This is a genomic window from Thermotoga sp. RQ7, from assembly GCF_000832145.1.
Lineage (GTDB): Bacteria > Thermotogota > Thermotogae > Thermotogales > Thermotogaceae > Thermotoga > Thermotoga neapolitana.
This window is the reverse complement of record NZ_CP007633.1, coordinates 925,048-941,085: the sequence shown is the minus strand read 5'-3', so window position 1 is coordinate 941,085 and position 16,038 is coordinate 925,048. Positions and strand designations below refer to the sequence as shown.

Genomic DNA, 16,038 nt, shown 5'->3' with positions numbered 1-16,038 from the left:
ATATCACATGGCTGCCTTCTGGAGGTCTTCAAAGATCTTTGCTGTGGGTATTTCTATTCCTCCTTCATCGACCGTTCCGAGCCAGGATGGAATAGGCTGTGGATCGCTCTTCTTGGAGATTATGAACAGAGTCGGCCAGGTGTCTGCGTGCCACGGAGATGGCCTGAACCATGCTGGATTGTCCTCGTTTGGCCAGTTGATCCAGTACTTCGTTGAGTATTCATACCAGTGGGCCGTGTAGAACGCCGGCACGCTCGGCATATCCCTGTAGATGATCTGCTGGATCCTGAAGTAAGCCTGTTTTCTCACCTCAGGATCGAGTGTAGAAACTGCTGTGTCAAGAAGTTTCAGCACCTCATCGTTGTCGTACCTTTCCCAGTCTCCAGCCCAGGTGACCTCTCCGATAGGAGCGGAAAGCCTCTTGTCGAGCACGAATCTGTAGATGTTGAATGGATGATCGAAACTTGGTCCAACACTCCAGGATATGATGAGATCAAAAGTTCCCTTGGTCATCCTGTCTGCCCACACGGAGAAGTCCGGGAATTCTGTTTTCACATCGATTCCGATGCTTCTCAGGTTCTTTGCGATCATCTCACACATCATCATCCAGTCGGTCCAGCCGTACGGGACGGAGATCGTGTAGGGGCCAAGTTTTGTTCCATTCGGTCCTACTCTCACACCATCCGGGCCTTTTTTGTACCCCGCTTCGTCCAGGATCTTGCTTGCCATCTCAAGGTTGGTCGGTATCCTGCCATCTTCCGTTCCGAAGGTCTTCCTGGCAAGATCGTAGTCTATGTACTGTTTGTACGGTTCGAACAGATCGATCACCATCGACGGATGAGCCTGGCTTCCATATCCGAAGTATGCTTTCTTGAGCATTTCGTTGTATGGAATTGCGTAAGCGATCGCCTTTCTCACAGCAGGGTCGTTCAGACCCGGTTTGGTGTTGTTGATGTACACGAATCCCACACCGTCCGGGATGAAGTACGGTTCCTTGCTGTACCATGTTCCAATGGGAAGTCCTTTCTTTTCCCAGAGTTCCCATACACTCGGAATGAAGAGGCCGTTCCAGTCGATGTCACCTCTTTCGAAGGCAAGACTTGCACTCGGGTTGTCCTTGTAGATGACGTGGGCCAGGTACTTGGGTCTTGGAAGTCCGAATATGTCCTTGCCCCACCAGTCATCGATTCTCTGATACACAAGAATGTTGGGATCGTAGTAGTAGAGTTTGTAAGGACCAGAAACAACCTGTTCTTCAGGTTTGTCGTTGATCCAGTCTTTTATGTTCATCTGTGCTCTGATCCTTTCGTAGACGTGTTTGGGCATCGGTTGTGCACCGAGGGAGTAGGAAAGGAACTGGAAGTAGTTGAGGTTTTCTTCTTTTGCTTTGAACTCGACTACTTTGGTGTCAACGGCTTTTACGTACTCAATGTAGGTGTCCCATCCACCACCGGGTCCTATACCGAGTTCCTTTGTCAGCTCCAGTGCATAGACAAAATCTTCCGCCGTGATCGGCACTCCGTCGCTCCATCTTGCCTCGGGTCTGATGTAGATTCTCAGTGTTTTGTCATCCACAAATTCGTACCTTTCTGCGATGACAGGAATCCAGGCGTCCCTTCCAAGATCGTACTGGAAAGCTGGAAGGTACATGAACTGATCTGTACCCCATGTGGACTGCGGTGCGTAGAGATTCCAGGTTGTGGCAGGTCCCCAGATGGCTCCACCGATGTAAACTGTGTCTTCACGAGGCAGAGAAACCTGTGCCATCAAACTGGACAAAGCCACGAGGACCAGTAGAAACACCAGAAACTTCTTCATAAAAACACCTCCCTTATGATGAAGTGAGTTAACCCACACTTTTCAAAAATTCCTCTATCACCAGTACATTTCCGCCAACAAGAGATGGTGCTACTTCCTTGAAGATCGTGTCTCTTATGAGAACGTCGGCGATCTCTCTGTCTGTTATCTTCTCAAGCTCTTTCTTTATGAAAGAGCCAAACGTTTCCCAGAGGTCGTTCACTATGCCTCCGAGAACAATAACACCCGGGTTCAAAAAGTAGATCACGTTCTTCAAAACAACTGCCACACAGCGAAGGTAATTATCCATGATCTTTCTCGCGCGTTCTTCTCCAGAAAACCACAACCTTTTGAGGTAGCGAAATTTCTCTTCGAGAAACTCACCTTGCAGATTTACCTTTTTTTCCACCTCGGCGATGAGTTTCGATATGGAGAGAAAATCCTCCACCTCCCTGTTACTGGAGATATCCAGAACGACGTGCCCTATTTCCCCAGCGGCGAAGTTCTTTCCTCTGACGATACTTCCATTCACCGAAATCGCACCGCCGATACCTTCACCAAAATAGAGAAAGAATGAAACACTGGAGCTTTTCACATCCTGAGAGAAGAACTCCTCAGCAAGAAGGGAAAGATTTGAATCGTTTTCTACCATCACATCGAACCCCAAACCTTCGAACTCCTTTTGAAAATCAACATCTCTCCAGCCAAGGTTCGGTGCATGGATCAACAGTCTCTTTTCAGTGTTCACTATTCCTGGAAGCGAAAACACCAGCTTTGAGATGCTCTCGTTCAGTGTATGGGTTCTGAGGATGTTCTCGTAAGATTCCTTCACTTTTTCTTTGAATTCTTCAAATACCCTTGGAGTGGGAAACCTTTCCACAATTCTCCAGGTTCCATCCAGGAAACCTACGGCCACAAGTGTTTCAAGAACTTCCACGTTGTATATGATCGCTGTGACAAACGATCTTGTAGGCCCATATGTCACAGCCCGTCTTCTTCGGCCCGTTGCCATCCCTTTTTCTTCTATTAAACCTTCGTTAATCAACTCCTCAACGATTCTCCAGATCGCACTCTGAGCAAGACCCGTCTTTTTTGCAATCTCAACTCTACTGTGTGGACCACTTTCTATCAGGTATCTCAAGATCATTCTTTTGTTTTCCTGTTTCATGGATCTGGGATTGAGTTTTTTGTGCACGAAAATGCCTCCCGATGAATTTTGTATCTTCCTCAGAAAGAAATTATAGCGATTGGTCTCAGAAAATACAAACACGATTAATGGGCATTTTCAGAATTTACAGACAAATATGTAGAATTATTTAGAATTATCGTTTGAATTCTCATGTTTTCTTTAAGTTACAACTGAATTCATCTTCAGAGGCTATTCGATGGATGATATCATTTTTGAGACAAAGGAGGGATGATTATGAAGGTTTCTCTCATCACCAAAGTTTTCCCGGAAGGTGAAAAAGTCTGTGCAGCTGTAATCGAGTATCCCGTTGAAATCGATGGGTGGAAACTCTCAACGGATCAGTTCTCGGTGAAGGTAAAAACGGGTGACACGTACTCTTCAAGAACGATCACGAAGGTGTACGCAAACAACAGCGGTGATATCTCCTTCAGCATTTTCAGCAATCGTGGAAAATTTGTGATTCTGGAACTCTCACCCAAGGATCCAAATGCAGGTACTCTGGTGTCCATTCCAGAAACATTCCTCAACACCCGTGTGAAACTGAACTACATCGTTTCACAGCTTGTTCCCGTTGTGGATGTGAATGGAAACACTGTGGAACCATTTACAGCAGAGCAGACAGGCGAAAAACACCTCATCATCGATGACTTTCTCTCTTTCACCTTTAAAGATCCAGAAACGGGGATAGAAATCCCTTACAGACTCTTCGTTCCAGAGGGAACAACAGACAGGAAATACCCGCTTGTGGTTTTCTTGCACGGAGCAGGTGAGAGAGGAACGGATAACTACCTGCAACTCGCCGGAAATCGTGGTGCCATCGTCTGGGCACAGCCAAGGTACCAGGTAACACATCCGTGTTTTGTCCTTGCTCCGCAGTGTCCTCCAAACAGCAGCTGGTCCACCCTGTTCACCGACAGGGCAAATCCTTTCAATCCAGAGAAACCTCTTCTTGCTGTCATAAAGATCATCAGGAAACTCCTCGATGAATACAACATAGACGAGGATCGAATCTACATCACGGGCCTTTCTATGGGAGGATACGGCACCTGGAGCGCTATTATGAATTTTCCTGATCTCTTTGCAGCCGCAATACCGATATGCGGGGGAGGAGATGTCAGTAAGGTTGAGAGGATAAAAGATATTCCCGTCTGGGTGTTCCATGCGGAAGACGATCCGATTGTTCCGGTGGAAAATTCACGCACACTGGTGAAAAAACTTTCAGAGATAGGTGGAAAAGTCAGGTACACCGAGTACGAAAAAGGATTCATGGAATCTCACAACTGGGATCCTCACTGGTCGTGGGCACCAACTTATGAAAACCAGCAAGTTATAGAGTGGTTGTTTGAACAAAGTAGATAGTTGTGGTAGAATTTAAGTGAAAACTCAACATCGAGAGAGCCCATCTGGGCTCTCTTTTTGATTCCTGAAGAAGGAGGGATGAACATGCCGGCAAAGGTGTACTTCACCGACATGACGACAAACCCGAACATGAACATGCTTCAGAAACTGGAACTTCTCCTGAAGAAGGTGGAACTCGAGAAGATCATCGAAAAGGGAAAGTTCGTGGCTGTGAAACTCCATTTTGGTGAGTACGGGAACCTTGCCTTCATCAGACCTCAGTACGTGAAGGTGATCGTTGACCAGATAAGAAATCTCGGTGGAAAACCCTTTCTCACCGATGCGAACACACTTTACACAGGTCACAGATCGAACGCCGTCGATCATCTGATAAACGCATATTTGAACGGTTTCACTTACGAAGTGACGGGAGCTCCTGTGATCATAGCCGATGGTCTGAGGGGAAGCGATGAGGTGAAGGTTCGAATCGATGGAAAATACGTGAAAGAAGCGAAGATAGGTGCTGCAATCGCTCTGGCTGATGTCATCGTTGCGGTGACACACTTCAAAGGACACGAGGCAACCGGATTTGGAGGCACGATAAAGAACGTCGGAATGGGAAGTGCCTCAAGGGCAGGAAAGATGGAACAACACTCCGATTCGAAACCGTACGTTGTGGAAGAAAAGTGCGTTGCCTGTGGAACATGTGCGAAATTCTGTCCGGTCGGAGCCATCACAGTTACGAAAGTTGCAAGGATAGACTACGACAAATGTATCGGATGTGGACAATGCATTGCGATGTGTTCTTACGGTGCGATGTCACCGAAGTGGGACAGTTCAACGGACTCTCTCAGCAAGAAGATGGCCGAATACGCAAAAGCCGTTCTGAAAGACAAAAAAGCGGTTTTCATTTCCTTCATCATGAACGTCTCTCCGGACTGTGACTGCTGGAACATGAACAAACCTCCTGTGGCACCAGACATCGGGATTGCCGTGAGTACCGATCCAGTTGCCCTGGATCAAGCGTGCATCGATCTTGTGCTTCAGAAAACTGGAAAGGATCCCTTCCTTGAGGTTCATCCAAACGTCACCTGGAAAACCCAGCTTGAATACGCAGAAGAGATAGGTCTTGGGACAAGAGAATACGAACTGGTGAAGGTGGCTTGTAATTTGAAATAAAAAGTGATTTAATAGTGTTGTCAACTCACATAAGGAGGTTTTATCGTGCGAAGATTTCTTTTGATCGGTATGGTTCTTCTAGCAGCTTTTGGGTTGTCCCAGGAAGAATGGGTCACGGAAAGTTTCGGGCCAATCACGTGGCAGCAACCATCAGACTGGCAGAAGACCCCTTCGCTGGGTTTGAACTCGACGGGCGTCTTCAAGGGAATGAGCGACGGACAGACTCTCACGCAGGGTGTTGGTGTGTTTTTCATCTACGATGCTGGTGTCGAAGAGTCGCTGGTTTCGGGACTGTCTCAGGATGCATCCCTTGTCGATCAGAAAGAGATCACCTGGAACGGTTTCAAAGGTCGTTACTACAGGTTTGAAGGAACAGATCTTGTCTTCGACGTCAGGGTGTTTCCAATGGGAATGAAGGATCTTGCCATCTGGAGTTTCGTGGCTGGAAATCCTCCAGAAGAAGATCTACAGAGCCTGGAAAGGATTCTTTCTTCCGTCAATGTGAGCGAACACGTCAGTCTCAGTAACTGGAAATCATCGAACGATATCCTTGAGATTTTTCAGAGTGGAAATCACATCGAAGGGTCACTCGGAGAAAGAATGATAGAAGGGGTCATGATCGAAAACAACATCTTCGGCTGGTGGAAGAGGGTGGATTCGCCAGGAACACTGGGACCTTCAAAATTCTGGGATGGTGCCTTCAGTGGTAGAGTCGAAGATGGAAGGCTAAATCTTTTGTTCTCCGATGTGGAAGACCCATTCTCCATATCAGATGGTACTTCCGTTGTGTTTGAGAACGTCTCAGGTGAGATAAAACATCTTCCAAAAGAGTCAGTATCCATCACCGAGTCTCTTTTCTGCAGAAGCGTATACGAAAACACTCCCTTCGCCACCGACGACACGTTCAACCTCTTTGACAAAAGAATCGTCATGTGGAGCAATACGGATCCCTTTGAAAACTCCCACATATTCAAATGGGAATGGTACGATCCCAGTGGAAATCTGAGAGAAACCGTTTACTACATCGTTGCCCCGGTGGTTGAGACAGGATACGATTACTACGACAGCGTGTGGGGCTGGATACCGTCAGATGGCCTTGGTGAAAAGGACCTTGGAAACTGGAAGGTGTCTTTCTACATCGACGGTGAAAGAACCGCTGAAGGGACTTTCAAACTCTCCAGGGAAGTTTCGATGAAAACCGTTGAAACGGATACTTTCAAAGTGGATGTTCCCAGTTACACCTACTACGAACTCTCCGAAGGTATTCACTACTTCATATTCGACATCGCCGATCTGACCTTCGCGGAAATCCACTATGAAACCGAGCCTCTTGAAAACGGAGAAACCGTCAAAACACCAAATTACGAGGTCAACTTCATAGAAAGCTCCATGCCCGATTACGAAACGGGGCAGAATTTTCTCTTCTGGATTGTTCAGTTTCCAGAGAAAGAGGGACAGTATCTCTACATGAGTTTTTACGCCCTCGAAGAGGATTTCAAGAGACTGGAGAGTGTGTTTGAGAAGATCCTGAACAGTCTGGAACTGAAATGAAAATCCTGATCACCGGAAGGCCGGGTGTTGGAAAGACCACACTCATCAAAAAGATCTCAAGCCTCCTGCAGAATGCAGGAGGCTTCTACACTGAAGAAATGAGAGAGAAGGGAAAGAGGGTTGGTTTCAAAATAGTCACCCTTGATGGAAGAGAGGGAATCCTCGCGAAGGTGGGATTTCCCTCTCAGCACCGGGTGGGAAAGTACGGAGTGAACCTGAAAGATCTGGAAGAACTGGGAGTCGATTCGGTGGAAAGAGCACTTGAAGAAAAGAGTGTTGTGATCATAGACGAGATAGGTAAAATGGAACTTCTCTCCGAAAGATTCAAAAGGGTTGTTGAGAAGGCCTTCAACAGCGAAAAAGATCTCATTGCAACGATCAAAAAATCAAGTGACCCGTTCGTGGAGAAGATCAAAAACAAAAAAGATGTTATCATCTTTGAGTTGAACGAAAGAAACAGAGACCTTCTCCTGAAGAGGATACTGGACATGTTAAAATCTAACCGAGGTGTCGGAGAATGATAAGGGTTCTTTTCAATTTACTCAAGACCATACCACCCCTGGGAAAACATACTTTTCAGGTCGCTTTTCTTGCCTTTCAAATCGCCGAAAAACTGAATCTGGACACCTCAACTGCCCTCCTCTCAGGCTTGCTTCACGATCTTGGTTTGATCCTCCCATACGATGGTGAAAAGACCATCCTGGACGACATGGACAACGCTTTCATCATCATAAAGGACACCCCTGGAAAACCTCTGCACCTTCACTCCATACTGGGCAGTTTCATAACGGACTATGTGGAAAGACTCAAGTTTCTGTCTCCTATCGTTTTGAAGCACCACTTTCCTGCGTTTCATCTGGACCCATCCAGGAACGAGGACATGTACGCAAACGTGGTGTTCATATCGGATCAGGTCTCAAGATACGTGATGATCAACCATGATACCGAACCAAAAGAGATACTGGTTCCTCTTGAAGAAATGAAGAGTTTTTTCTTCCCGGAAGTCTTCGAAGCATGCCGGGAAATCCTTCTGAAAGAGTTCACCCAGTGGCAACTTGAACACATCCTCACCGAATCCACAATTGATTTCCTTCAAGAATACGTGACGAACTGTCCGGAATGCACAGCGGAAGATGTTACTCAGTTTGGAAAGATCGTTTCTTTCATAATAGACGCCAAGAGCGAGTTCACCAGTGAGCACACCTGGAGGGTTGCAAACATCGCAAAGGAAATGGGAAAAGCATCTGGAAAGGATGCTGAAAGCCTCTTCAGAGCGGGACTGTACCATGACATAGGAAAAATCAGTGTGAACTACAGGATACTGGAAAAACCAGCAAAGCTAGATGAGGAAGAGTTTCGGGTGATGAGAAAACACGTGTACTTTTCTTATCTCATACTTCTTCCGATGAACAAGGAAGAATGGTTTCTGCCTGCTGTAAGGCACCACGAAAGGATCGACGGTTCTGGATATCCCTTCAAGTTGAAAGGAGAGGAAATGAGCCCTGAAGATAAAATCTTGCAGGTGGCAGACGTGTTCAGCGCTCTCATGGAAAAGCGACCCTATCGTCCTAAGATGGATGTGGAGAAAGCCATGAATATCATCAGAGACGAGGTAAAGGAGGGAAAACTGGACAAGGAGGCCTTCGAAATACTCGGATCAACAGTGAGGGAGTTGAATTTTGAAGAATTGGAAGTGGGAAAAGAGTTGAGGCAAGAAATGAAGTCCTTTCTGGACAGAGTCGTCGAAAGGTTTGGAGATTATGTCCTCTAGCAGGGGTGAAAACATGGTTCTGGTGAAGAAGTTTTCCTTCGAGGCTGCACACAACCTGGTGAAGTACCACGGAAAGTGCGAAAGATTGCACGGTCACACCTACAGACTCACCGTGAAGGTGGAAGGCCCTCTGAACGAGGAAGACATGGTCATGGACTTTGCAGAACTGAAGAAAATGGTGGAAGATCGGGTGATAAAGAAACTGGACCACAGTTATCTGAACGAGTTGTTCGAGCAGCCGACCACTGAAAGAGTCGCCATCTGGATCTGGGAACAACTCTCAGGTCCCCTCAGAGAGTGTGGTGTTCGCCTTGTGGAGATAGAACTGTGGGAGACCGAAACGAGCGGTGTTGTGTACAGAGGTGAGAAGGTTTGAAAGACGTTCAGAACGAGAAAGACACGAGGATGGTGCCACTGAAGAAGGTGGGAATAAAAGATCTCAGCTGGCCCTTGAAGGTACTGTTGAAAGGAGACGGATACCAGCCAACCGTCGCACAGATAAGTTGTTCGGTGGATCTTCACAGAGAAAAAAGGGGTATTCACATGAGCCGTTTCATAGAGGTGCTGAACGGACTGGAAGAAATCACGCCTCACATTTTCGAAAAGGTTCTGGACGATCTCATCGTCACCATGGAAGCAAAGAGAGCACATCTTGAGATCCGCTTTCCCTATTTCGTGTGGAAGGAGTCTCCCGTCACACGGAAAGTTTCCCCTCTGAAAGTGGACTGTTTTGTTGAAGCCGAAAAGGAAAAGAACTTCTCTTTTAAAATAGGAGTCAGGGTTCCGGTGCACAATCTATGTCCCTGTTCGAAGGAAATCAGCGACTATGGTGCCCACAATCAGAGGGCGTTCGTTGAGATACACGTGAGAACGAGAAAGTTCATATGGTTCGAAGATCTGGTTGAGATAGCCGAAAGGAACGCGAGCGTTCCCCTTTACACCCTTCTCAAAAGGCCCGATGAGAAATTCGTCACAGAGAGAGCCTACGAGAATCCAAAGTTCGTGGAAGACGTGGCAAGGGACGTTGCCCTCGATCTGGAGAAGGATCCAAGAATCACCTGGTACAGAGTCTACGTGGAGAGCATGGAGAGTATACACAATCACAACGCGTTCGCATGTGTGGAGAAAGGAGATTTTGTTCTGGAGGGTTGATGGGCATGATTTACACGACTCCATGGGAGAGAAAACTTGTATTCGACAGAACGCTGATCATGGGCATAATAAACGTTACACCGGATTCTTTCTACGCAGGTTCAAGGAAACAGAGTGTGTTGGAGGCCGTTGAAGCGGCAAAGAAGATGGTGAAAGAAGGAGTCGACATAATAGATGTTGGCGGAATGTCCACCAGACCTGGCTCGGATCCCGTCGACGAAGAAGAGGAAATGAACAGGGTCATCCCCGTGATAAAAGCGATCAGATCCGTAACGGATGTACCGATATCCGTGGACACCTACAGATGGAGGATCGCTTTGAAAGCCATAGATTCAGGAGCCGACATCATCAACGACATCAGTGGTTTCCAGTTCGAACCCGAGATAGTGGAGGTTGCATCGAACAACAGGGTACCGTACGTTCTCATGCACATCAAGGGAACGCCGAAAACGATGCAGGAAAATCCCTTCTACGAAGATGTCGTGGAGGAAATAAAAGGATACTTCCAGGAAAAGATAGACTATCTCAAGGAAAATGGTGTGGACCAGATCGTGCTGGATCCTGGCATCGGATTTGGCAAGAGATACGAGGACAACCTGGAAATTTTGCGCAGGATAGACGAATTCAAAGAATTCGATTTTCCTCTGCTCGTTGGTGCCTCGAGAAAATCTTTTATAGGCATCACGATGGGAAACGTTCCACCGGAAGAAAGACTGGAAGGCACCCTTGCCGTCACTGCTTACTGCACGATGAAAGGTGTTGATATCCTCAGAGTACACGATGTGCTACCGAACAAAAGAGTCGTAAAAATGATGGAGGCGATACTCTGGCGAAAGTGGTGATAGCACTCGGAAGCAACCTGGGAGACAGAGAGATGAACCTGAAAACAGCCATTGTGAAGATGAAAGAACGCGGCATGTATATCGAAAAACTCTCCTCGTTCGTTGAAACGGAACCCTATGGATACACCGATCAGCCAAAGTTTCTGAACGCTGTGTGCCTTGTGGAAACAGATCTTTCACCCCGAACCCTTCTTAACACTCTTCTTGAGATAGAAAGAGAAATGGGAAGGGTCAGAACGGTCAAATGGGGCCCCAGGGTGATAGACCTCGATATCGTGTTCTATGAAAATCTCATCGTGAACGAGGAAGGATTGATCATACCACATCCTGACGCTCACAACAGACTCTTCGTTCTGGAACCCCTGAGCGAAATAGCTCCGGACCTCGTTCATCCTGTTTTGAAAAAGACCGTGCAAGAACTGCTGATAGAACTCAAACAACGAATATAGATCTCGGCAGAGTGGTGAGGATTTCGCACCCCTGTTCTTTCAGAACCACATCCTCCTCTATCCTTATGCCGAACTCTCCTTCCAGATAGATTCCGGGCTCTATGGTGACGACCGCATTTTCGGGAAGGGAAGACTCGTTTCTAAAACTCACCGCCGGTCCTTCATGGACCTCCAGACCTATTCCATGTCCCAGACTGTGTCCAAAGAACTCCCCATATCCTTTCTCAACGATAAACTCTCTTGCGAACGAGTCGAGCTGTTTTCCCGTCAGTCCTGCCTTTGCGTTCTTCAGTGCTCTTTCCTGAGCCTCGAGAACGATTCCGTGTATCTCTTTCACTCGATCAGAGGGTTCACCTATGCAGACGACGCGTGTGATATCAGCACAGTAGTTCTCGTAAACTGCTCCAAAGTCGATGACGATCACGTCTCCTCTTTCAACGACCTTTTCAGTTGGCCTCCCATGAGGCAGGGCAGAACGCCACCCGGAAGCCACGATGGAGTCAAACGCCGTTTTCTCCGCCCCTTCTTTCTTCATCGTGTACTCAAGAAGAGCGGCTATTTCCTTTTCCGTCGTTCCTGCTCTTATCTGCTGGATCGTCTCAAGGAAGGCCCTCTCAGATATCTCTATCGCTTGCTTGATTTTTTCGATCTCTTTTTCGTCTTTGATCATTCTCAGGCTCTTCACCTCGTCATCAAAACCAATGAACTTTCTCTTTCCGAGAGCGGTTGAGATCTTTCTGAACATGGAAAGAGAAAGCCTTTCTTCCTCAAGGGCGATCACCTTTATGTTGAGATCCTTCACCACGTTTTTCAAAACTCCGATGAAATCACCGTCTTTTACCTCCCGGACTTCAAAATCAGTTTCCTGCTTGGCCTGGCTGGTGTACCTCGGATCGGTGATGAGGAGTCTTGCGCTTTCAGAGATCAGAATGATGGAAAAGGACCCTGTGAAACCAGAAAAGTATATTGAAGAAGCCCTCGAGGAGTTTTCGACGTTCACGATCAGAAAGGCATCCGCTCCTTTTTTCATAGCCAGTTCCATCGCCCTGTCTGCTCTTTCCATTTTGTTTCCCTCCTCAGACGTTTTCAAACTGGATCCGATAGAGCCTGTAATACACACCTTTTCTTCCGAGCAGTTCGGAGTGAGTACCTTTTTCCACTACTCTGCCATTATGAATCACCACTATCTCGTCTGCGTCCCTTACAGTTGAAAGCCTGTGGGCTATCATTATCACCGTTCTTTCTTTTGAGAGTTCTCTCAGGGATTCCTGTATCTTCATCTCCGTTATCACGTCCACGTTGCTTGTGGCTTCGTCCAGGATGAAGATCTTCGCGTCGAACAGCACCGCCCGTGCGAGAGCTATGAGCTGTCTTTCTCCAGCCGATAGAGTGGTTCCCCTCTCCACGATCTCGTAGTGAATTCCTCCCGGTAGCCTTTCGATTATATCCATTGCGTGCACCCTTTCCAGGGCTCTTAGGACCTCTTTTTCCGGTATTCTCTCGTCGAAAAGCCTGATGTTATCCAGTATCGTTCCACTGAAAAGCATCACATCCTGAGGAACTGCAGCAATTTGCCTTCTGGCAACTTTCAGATTGTACGCAAGCAAGGGTATTTCATCGATGAGTATCCTTCCCTTCTGAGGAATGTAGAGGCCGTTTATCAAACTCATCAGAGTGGACTTTCCTGCACCCGTTTCTCCAACAATGGCGTAGAGCTTTCCAGGATGGAACTCCAGATCAACGTCTTTCAAGACCCAGTTTTCACCATCGTAGGAGAACCAGACCTTTTCAAAACGAAGAAGTCCTTTTGAAATCTGGCCGGGACCATTCGGATCTCCCACCGTTTCCTTCTCTTCCTTTAAAAGGTTCAGAATCTTCTCAGAGGATGCCATGGAATTCTGTATTATATCGTACTTTTCAGAGAGATCCCTGAGCGGCCTGAAGAACATGTCAAGGTAAGAAACGAAAGCATAAAGGGCCCCAAAACCCAGGGTGCGATCTGCGATGTATCTGGCACCGTACCATATGACCAGACTGACTCCTAGAAAATAGAGGAAGTCCATGAGAGGCCTGAAGATTCCAAAGACATAGAGCTGCTCCATCAGGGACCTGTAATAAGCCTCCGAAACGTGAGAGAACTCTTCTTCTTTGTGTTTTTCGAGATTCAGGATCTTTATGATGTTCACACCCGCTATGTGTTCTGCCAGAAAGGCGTTGAGGCGGGCAAGGTTGGTTCTGACTTTTCTGTAAGCCCTTCTATCGAAGTATCTGAAAAGCAGTATCGAGATGGCTATAATCGGAAGAAGGTAGTAAACGTGACCAAAGAGCTCCCTGCTGATCTGAACGAGAGAAAAAACCACAGCCCCGAGCAGAAGAACATCCATGATCACACTCGTGACGACAGAGGAGAAAAACTCCTGGATGTTCTGAGTGTCGTTGACGATTCTGGTGGTGACTACACCGGAAGGTATCTTCGTGAAGAAAGAGTAGGGAAGAGAAACAACGTGGGAAAATACATCCCTTCTCATAAGAAGTACGATCTTTGCTCCGGCGTATCCTGTTACGTAAGTGCTGGCGAAGCCAAAGAGAAAGGAAAGCCCTCTTATTCCCAGTATGATGAAAGCGGTCGTAACAATTCCCTGGAAACGCTCGGTGATCGTCAGACCCTTTCCAGTCAGGAAGGTGTCGATCGCCGTTTTCATGAGACGGGGTGGAAGAATCTCCAGTACTGTGAGGGCAAGCGACAGAACGGTTCCCACAAGAAAAAGGTACCAGTATTTTCCTGCGTATCTCAGCAGAAATTTCTCCGGACTCAAACTCACCACCTCTGACTTGATATTTTACCACTTTCGTGTGCTATAATTGAACGTGAAAAATCTATTACAGGGAGGGAGACAGCATGAAAAAGTTTCTTGTGTTTCTTCTGGCAGTGGTTGCAGCAGGGTTGTTCGCCTTCTCAATGGAGGACCTGAAGGTCACGGTTTTTGGAAATTATAACTTCGCTGTTAACGTTTCTTCCACACCAACGACCGTTGAGGCTACAGCCGCTAATTATCTGGACTTTGGATTGGACCTCACTTATCCTGTAGCAGAAAATCTGGATCTGGGGCTTGGCCTTGGCTTTGCCTGGCTTCTTAACTCTGAAGCATCTCCTCTTATTTCGACAGATGGTACACCCAGCCAAAACGCCCTTGATCTCTTCGCTGTCTTCAAGTACTCCGTTGAACTCGACAGGGAGTCCAAGATCGTCATAAGAGGATTCGGTGGTGCCAGCTGGCCAATGGAAAAAATTGCCTTTGACAGAGTCGGATGGGTTTTTGGAGCAGGAGCGAACTACACAAGGTACTTTGAGGACTTCATTGTAGGGTTCGGTGCCGGTGTTGAGATGAGGATCTATGGTAAAAACAGTGTCATAGCCGTTCCTGTGGGAGCCAACTTCGAGATCAACTTCTGATACACATTCAACACGGAGAAAATATGGGGGCGTTTGCCCCCTTTGTTTTGGGCAGGTGATGGGGTTTGGACAAAGAAAAATATATAAAAGGTATTGAAAAGGCTCTACAGAGAATAGCCGTTCGGGATTTGAAGGATGTGGACATCTCCGAGATATGGATAGAGACGGCTCTGCCCAGGGATCTCATTAAAGAGATCTTGAAGGAAGAAAGTCTGAATATTCCACCGGGAATTGAGAGCATAAGAGACGGGAGGGAAATTCTCTGGAAAAGGTCTGGTTCCTGAGAGCAGAAAACTACGAAGATGCATACTCGAAACTCAAAAAATTTCTGAGCGAGCACTTCTCAGACCTTTTTTCTCCAGGAGATCGCGTGCTTGTCAAGCCGAATCTCATCTCTGCAAGAAGACCAGAAGAAGCCGTCACAACACATCCTCTCATTCTAAAAGGTGTGCTTGAGTTTCTGATCGATCTTGGAACAAAGCCCTTCGTGGGAGACAGCCCCGCCTTCAGCAGTTTCAAAAGGGTGGTCAGGGTCACAGGTGTTGAGGATGTCTGCACAGAACTGAAGGTTCCATGCGTTCCTCTGGACGATCCTGTGGAAGTGAACGGTGAGATATTCCAGAAGATAAAGATCTCAAGAAAAGTGCTGGAAGCGGACAAAGTTGTCAACCTTCCAAAGCTTAAGACCCATTCCCAGATGGTGATGACGCTTGGTGTGAAAAACACCTTCGGATGCGTGGTGGGACTTGAGAAGTCTTCCTGGCATATGAGGGCAAAGAACTACGACGACTTTGCAAACCTTCTGATAGACATTCACCGCATCGTTTCACCGATTCTTACGATCCTCGATGGGGTTGAAGGTATGGAAGGAAACGGGCCCACAAACGGAAAAAAGAGATTCTTCGGTGTTGTAGGTGTCTCAAGAAATGCCTTTGCACTCGATGAGGCTGTTTGTAGGGCACTGGGAGTAGATCACTTCGTTTACACGGTGAAACACTCAAGAAAGAGGAAACTGGTGCCTGATTACGAAACAGTCGGCCACTTTCAGGCTTCCATAGAACTTCCTTCCACCGTTTCCACGCTCGACAGACTTTCAAGAACTTTTTCGAGATTCTTTGTAAAGTATCCCAGAATAGACACAGGAAAATGTGTGAAGTGTCGCCTGTGCGAAGAGAGATGCCCCGCCTCGGCGATAGACATCTCCTCCCAGAGGATTGATTATCAAAAATGCATAAGGTGCTACGTCTGTCACGAAGTGTGTCCCCACGATGCCATAAAACTTGTCAGAAATTTCCTGCGATAGGCATTATATAAGA

16 protein-coding genes are annotated in these 16,038 nt (G+C 47.0%); 12 read left to right on the top strand and 4 right to left on the bottom strand.

Features of this window, described 5'->3' with window-relative positions; all coding sequences use genetic code 11:
- Positions 1 to 3 precede the first annotated feature (3 nt).
- Both TRQ7_RS04730 and TRQ7_RS04725 read right to left on the bottom strand, forming a co-directional pair.
- The gene (locus tag TRQ7_RS04730) at positions 4 to 1,818 is read right to left on the bottom strand and encodes an ABC transporter substrate-binding protein (RefSeq protein ID WP_041844130.1); all 1,815 of its coding nucleotides are present in this window, start codon (positions 1,816 to 1,818) and stop codon (positions 4 to 6) included.
- A 28-nt stretch (positions 1,819 to 1,846) separates the two neighbouring features.
- Entirely contained in the window at positions 1,847 to 2,992 is a 1,146-nt protein-coding gene (locus tag TRQ7_RS04725; protein ID WP_038066958.1) for an ROK family transcriptional regulator, read from the bottom strand.
- Between the two features lie 228 nt (positions 2,993 to 3,220).
- On the opposite strand from TRQ7_RS04725, the gene TRQ7_RS04720 reads away from it, so the two are divergent.
- The 9 genes from TRQ7_RS04720 to folK all read left to right on the top strand — a co-directional run bounded on the left by TRQ7_RS04720 (position 3,221) and on the right by folK (position 11,268).
- Complete coding sequence (locus TRQ7_RS04720) at positions 3,221 to 4,345, top strand: prolyl oligopeptidase family serine peptidase (protein WP_231555994.1); 1,125 nt, start codon at positions 3,221 to 3,223, stop codon at positions 4,343 to 4,345.
- A gap of 84 nt (positions 4,346 to 4,429) precedes the next feature.
- On the top strand, positions 4,430 to 5,503 hold the full coding sequence (locus TRQ7_RS04715; protein WP_038066919.1) for a DUF362 domain-containing protein: 1,074 nt from the start codon (positions 4,430 to 4,432) through the stop codon (positions 5,501 to 5,503).
- 45 nt (positions 5,504 to 5,548) lie between these two features.
- Complete coding sequence (locus TRQ7_RS04710; protein ID WP_041844129.1) at positions 5,549 to 7,054, top strand: hypothetical protein; 1,506 nt, start codon at positions 5,549 to 5,551, stop codon at positions 7,052 to 7,054.
- Positions 7,051 to 7,575: an NTPase gene (locus TRQ7_RS04705; protein WP_015919151.1), complete on the top strand. Its 525-nt coding sequence runs from the start codon at positions 7,051 to 7,053 to the stop codon at positions 7,573 to 7,575. Before TRQ7_RS04710 ends, TRQ7_RS04705 begins: the two co-directional genes overlap by 4 nt.
- Entirely contained in the window at positions 7,572 to 8,825 is a 1,254-nt protein-coding gene (locus TRQ7_RS04700) for an HD-GYP domain-containing protein (RefSeq protein ID WP_038066917.1), read from the top strand. Before TRQ7_RS04705 ends, TRQ7_RS04700 begins: the two co-directional genes overlap by 4 nt.
- A 13-nt stretch (positions 8,826 to 8,838) precedes the next feature.
- Positions 8,839 to 9,201: a 6-carboxytetrahydropterin synthase QueD gene (gene queD / locus TRQ7_RS04695; RefSeq protein WP_038066914.1), complete on the top strand. Its 363-nt coding sequence runs from the start codon at positions 8,839 to 8,841 to the stop codon at positions 9,199 to 9,201.
- Positions 9,198 to 9,977 carry a GTP cyclohydrolase FolE2 gene (gene folE2 / locus TRQ7_RS04690; RefSeq protein WP_041844128.1) on the top strand — a complete coding sequence of 260 codons (780 nt, stop codon included), beginning with the start codon at positions 9,198 to 9,200 and terminating at the stop codon, positions 9,975 to 9,977. Before queD ends, folE2 begins: the two co-directional genes overlap by 4 nt.
- 5 nt (positions 9,978 to 9,982) lie before the next feature.
- A complete protein-coding gene (folP, locus tag TRQ7_RS04685) occupies positions 9,983 to 10,819 on the top strand; it encodes a dihydropteroate synthase (RefSeq protein WP_038066952.1) in 837 nt (278 codons plus the stop codon).
- On the top strand, positions 10,804 to 11,268 hold the full coding sequence (gene folK / locus TRQ7_RS04680; RefSeq protein WP_041844127.1) for a 2-amino-4-hydroxy-6-hydroxymethyldihydropteridine diphosphokinase: 465 nt from the start codon (positions 10,804 to 10,806) through the stop codon (positions 11,266 to 11,268). The genes folP and folK overlap by 16 nt, the downstream gene beginning before the upstream one ends.
- Here the strand turns inward: folK and TRQ7_RS04675 are convergent.
- Both TRQ7_RS04675 and TRQ7_RS04670 read right to left on the bottom strand, forming a co-directional pair.
- Positions 11,252 to 12,331, bottom strand: coding sequence for an aminopeptidase P family protein (locus tag TRQ7_RS04675; RefSeq protein WP_041844126.1), 1,080 nt, complete (start codon positions 12,329 to 12,331; stop codon positions 11,252 to 11,254). The two genes, folK and TRQ7_RS04675, sit on opposite strands and share 17 nt — an antisense overlap.
- Positions 12,332 to 12,344: 13 nt before the next feature.
- Positions 12,345 to 14,084, bottom strand: coding sequence for an ABC transporter ATP-binding protein (locus TRQ7_RS04670; protein ID WP_041844125.1), 1,740 nt, complete (start codon positions 14,082 to 14,084; stop codon positions 12,345 to 12,347).
- An 83-nt stretch (positions 14,085 to 14,167) separates the two neighbouring features.
- Between TRQ7_RS04670 and TRQ7_RS04665 the strand changes: the two genes are divergently transcribed.
- The 3 genes from TRQ7_RS04665 (at position 14,168) to TRQ7_RS04655 (ending at position 16,025) form a co-directional block, all read left to right on the top strand.
- A complete protein-coding gene (locus tag TRQ7_RS04665) occupies positions 14,168 to 14,722 on the top strand; it encodes a hypothetical protein (protein ID WP_041844124.1) in 555 nt (184 codons plus the stop codon).
- A gap of 65 nt (positions 14,723 to 14,787) precedes the next feature.
- The gene (locus tag TRQ7_RS04660; RefSeq protein WP_015919141.1) at positions 14,788 to 15,006 is read left to right on the top strand and encodes a hypothetical protein; all 219 of its coding nucleotides are present in this window, start codon (positions 14,788 to 14,790) and stop codon (positions 15,004 to 15,006) included.
- Positions 15,007 to 15,092: 86 nt separating this feature from the next.
- A complete protein-coding gene (locus TRQ7_RS04655; RefSeq protein ID WP_015919140.1) occupies positions 15,093 to 16,025 on the top strand; it encodes a DUF362 domain-containing protein in 933 nt (310 codons plus the stop codon).
- The last annotated feature ends 13 nt before the right edge of the window (positions 16,026 to 16,038 follow it).

Bases quoted from the DNA above. Each gene is read 5' to 3' on its own strand.
- TRQ7_RS04730 (WP_041844130.1), bottom strand. From the start codon at position 1,818: ATGAAGAAGTTTCTGGTGTTTCTACTGGTCCTCGTGGCTTTGTCCAGT.
- TRQ7_RS04720 (WP_231555994.1), top strand. From the start codon at position 3,221: ATGAAGGTTTCTCTCATCACCAAAGTTTTCCCGGAAGGTGAAAAAGTC.
- TRQ7_RS04715 (WP_038066919.1), top strand. From the start codon at position 4,430: ATGCCGGCAAAGGTGTACTTCACCGACATGACGACAAACCCGAACATG.
- TRQ7_RS04705 (WP_015919151.1), top strand. From the start codon at position 7,051: ATGAAAATCCTGATCACCGGAAGGCCGGGTGTTGGAAAGACCACACTC.
- TRQ7_RS04700 (WP_038066917.1), top strand. From the start codon at position 7,572: ATGATAAGGGTTCTTTTCAATTTACTCAAGACCATACCACCCCTGGGA.
- queD (WP_038066914.1), top strand. From the start codon at position 8,839: ATGGTTCTGGTGAAGAAGTTTTCCTTCGAGGCTGCACACAACCTGGTG.
- folP (WP_038066952.1), top strand. From the start codon at position 9,983: ATGATTTACACGACTCCATGGGAGAGAAAACTTGTATTCGACAGAACG.
- TRQ7_RS04675 (WP_041844126.1), bottom strand. From the start codon at position 12,331: ATGGAAAGAGCAGACAGGGCGATGGAACTGGCTATGAAAAAAGGAGCG.
- TRQ7_RS04665 (WP_041844124.1), top strand. From the start codon at position 14,168: ATGAAAAAGTTTCTTGTGTTTCTTCTGGCAGTGGTTGCAGCAGGGTTG.